The 340-nt window shown below is 67.6% G+C and carries 2 pseudogenes; one reads left to right on the plus strand and one right to left on the minus strand.

Features of this window, described 5'->3' with window-relative positions:
• Positions 1-187: pseudogene (locus IF88_RS0139705) on the plus strand (IS5/IS1182 family transposase); the annotation flags it as partial.
• A 33-nt stretch (positions 188-220) separates the two neighbouring features.
• Here the strand turns inward: IF88_RS0139705 and IF88_RS48935 are convergent.
• Positions 221-340, minus strand: a pseudogene (locus tag IF88_RS48935) (IS630 family transposase); the annotation flags it as partial.

A 340-nucleotide genomic window follows, 5' to 3' on the forward strand; every position in this document is an offset into this window, starting at 1 on the left:
CGCCGGATTCGGCATCGGCGTCGCGACCGTGTACCGATACATACGTGAGGTGATCGACGTCCTGGCCGCCGCCGCGCCGACCCTGACCGAGGCGATGAAGACCGTGCGAGCGAAAGCCTTCGTGATCCTGGACGGCACCCTGCTGCCGATCGACCGGGTCGCCGCCGACACCCCGTACTACTCCGGCTGTGAGTATGGGTGTGCCGTTCCGACGCGGGGTGATCCTGGACAACGTCCACCGCTGATCAGACCAGCCATGCGCGACCGGACCCTTCGCCAACTCCTCCTCGAGCACGGCGAACAACGCGTCGCTCAGCTTCGGACGGGAGGCCGGGCCCTG

The organism is Streptomyces sp. NRRL F-2580 (assembly GCF_000720115.1).
Taxonomy (GTDB): domain Bacteria; phylum Actinomycetota; class Actinomycetes; order Streptomycetales; family Streptomycetaceae; genus Streptomyces.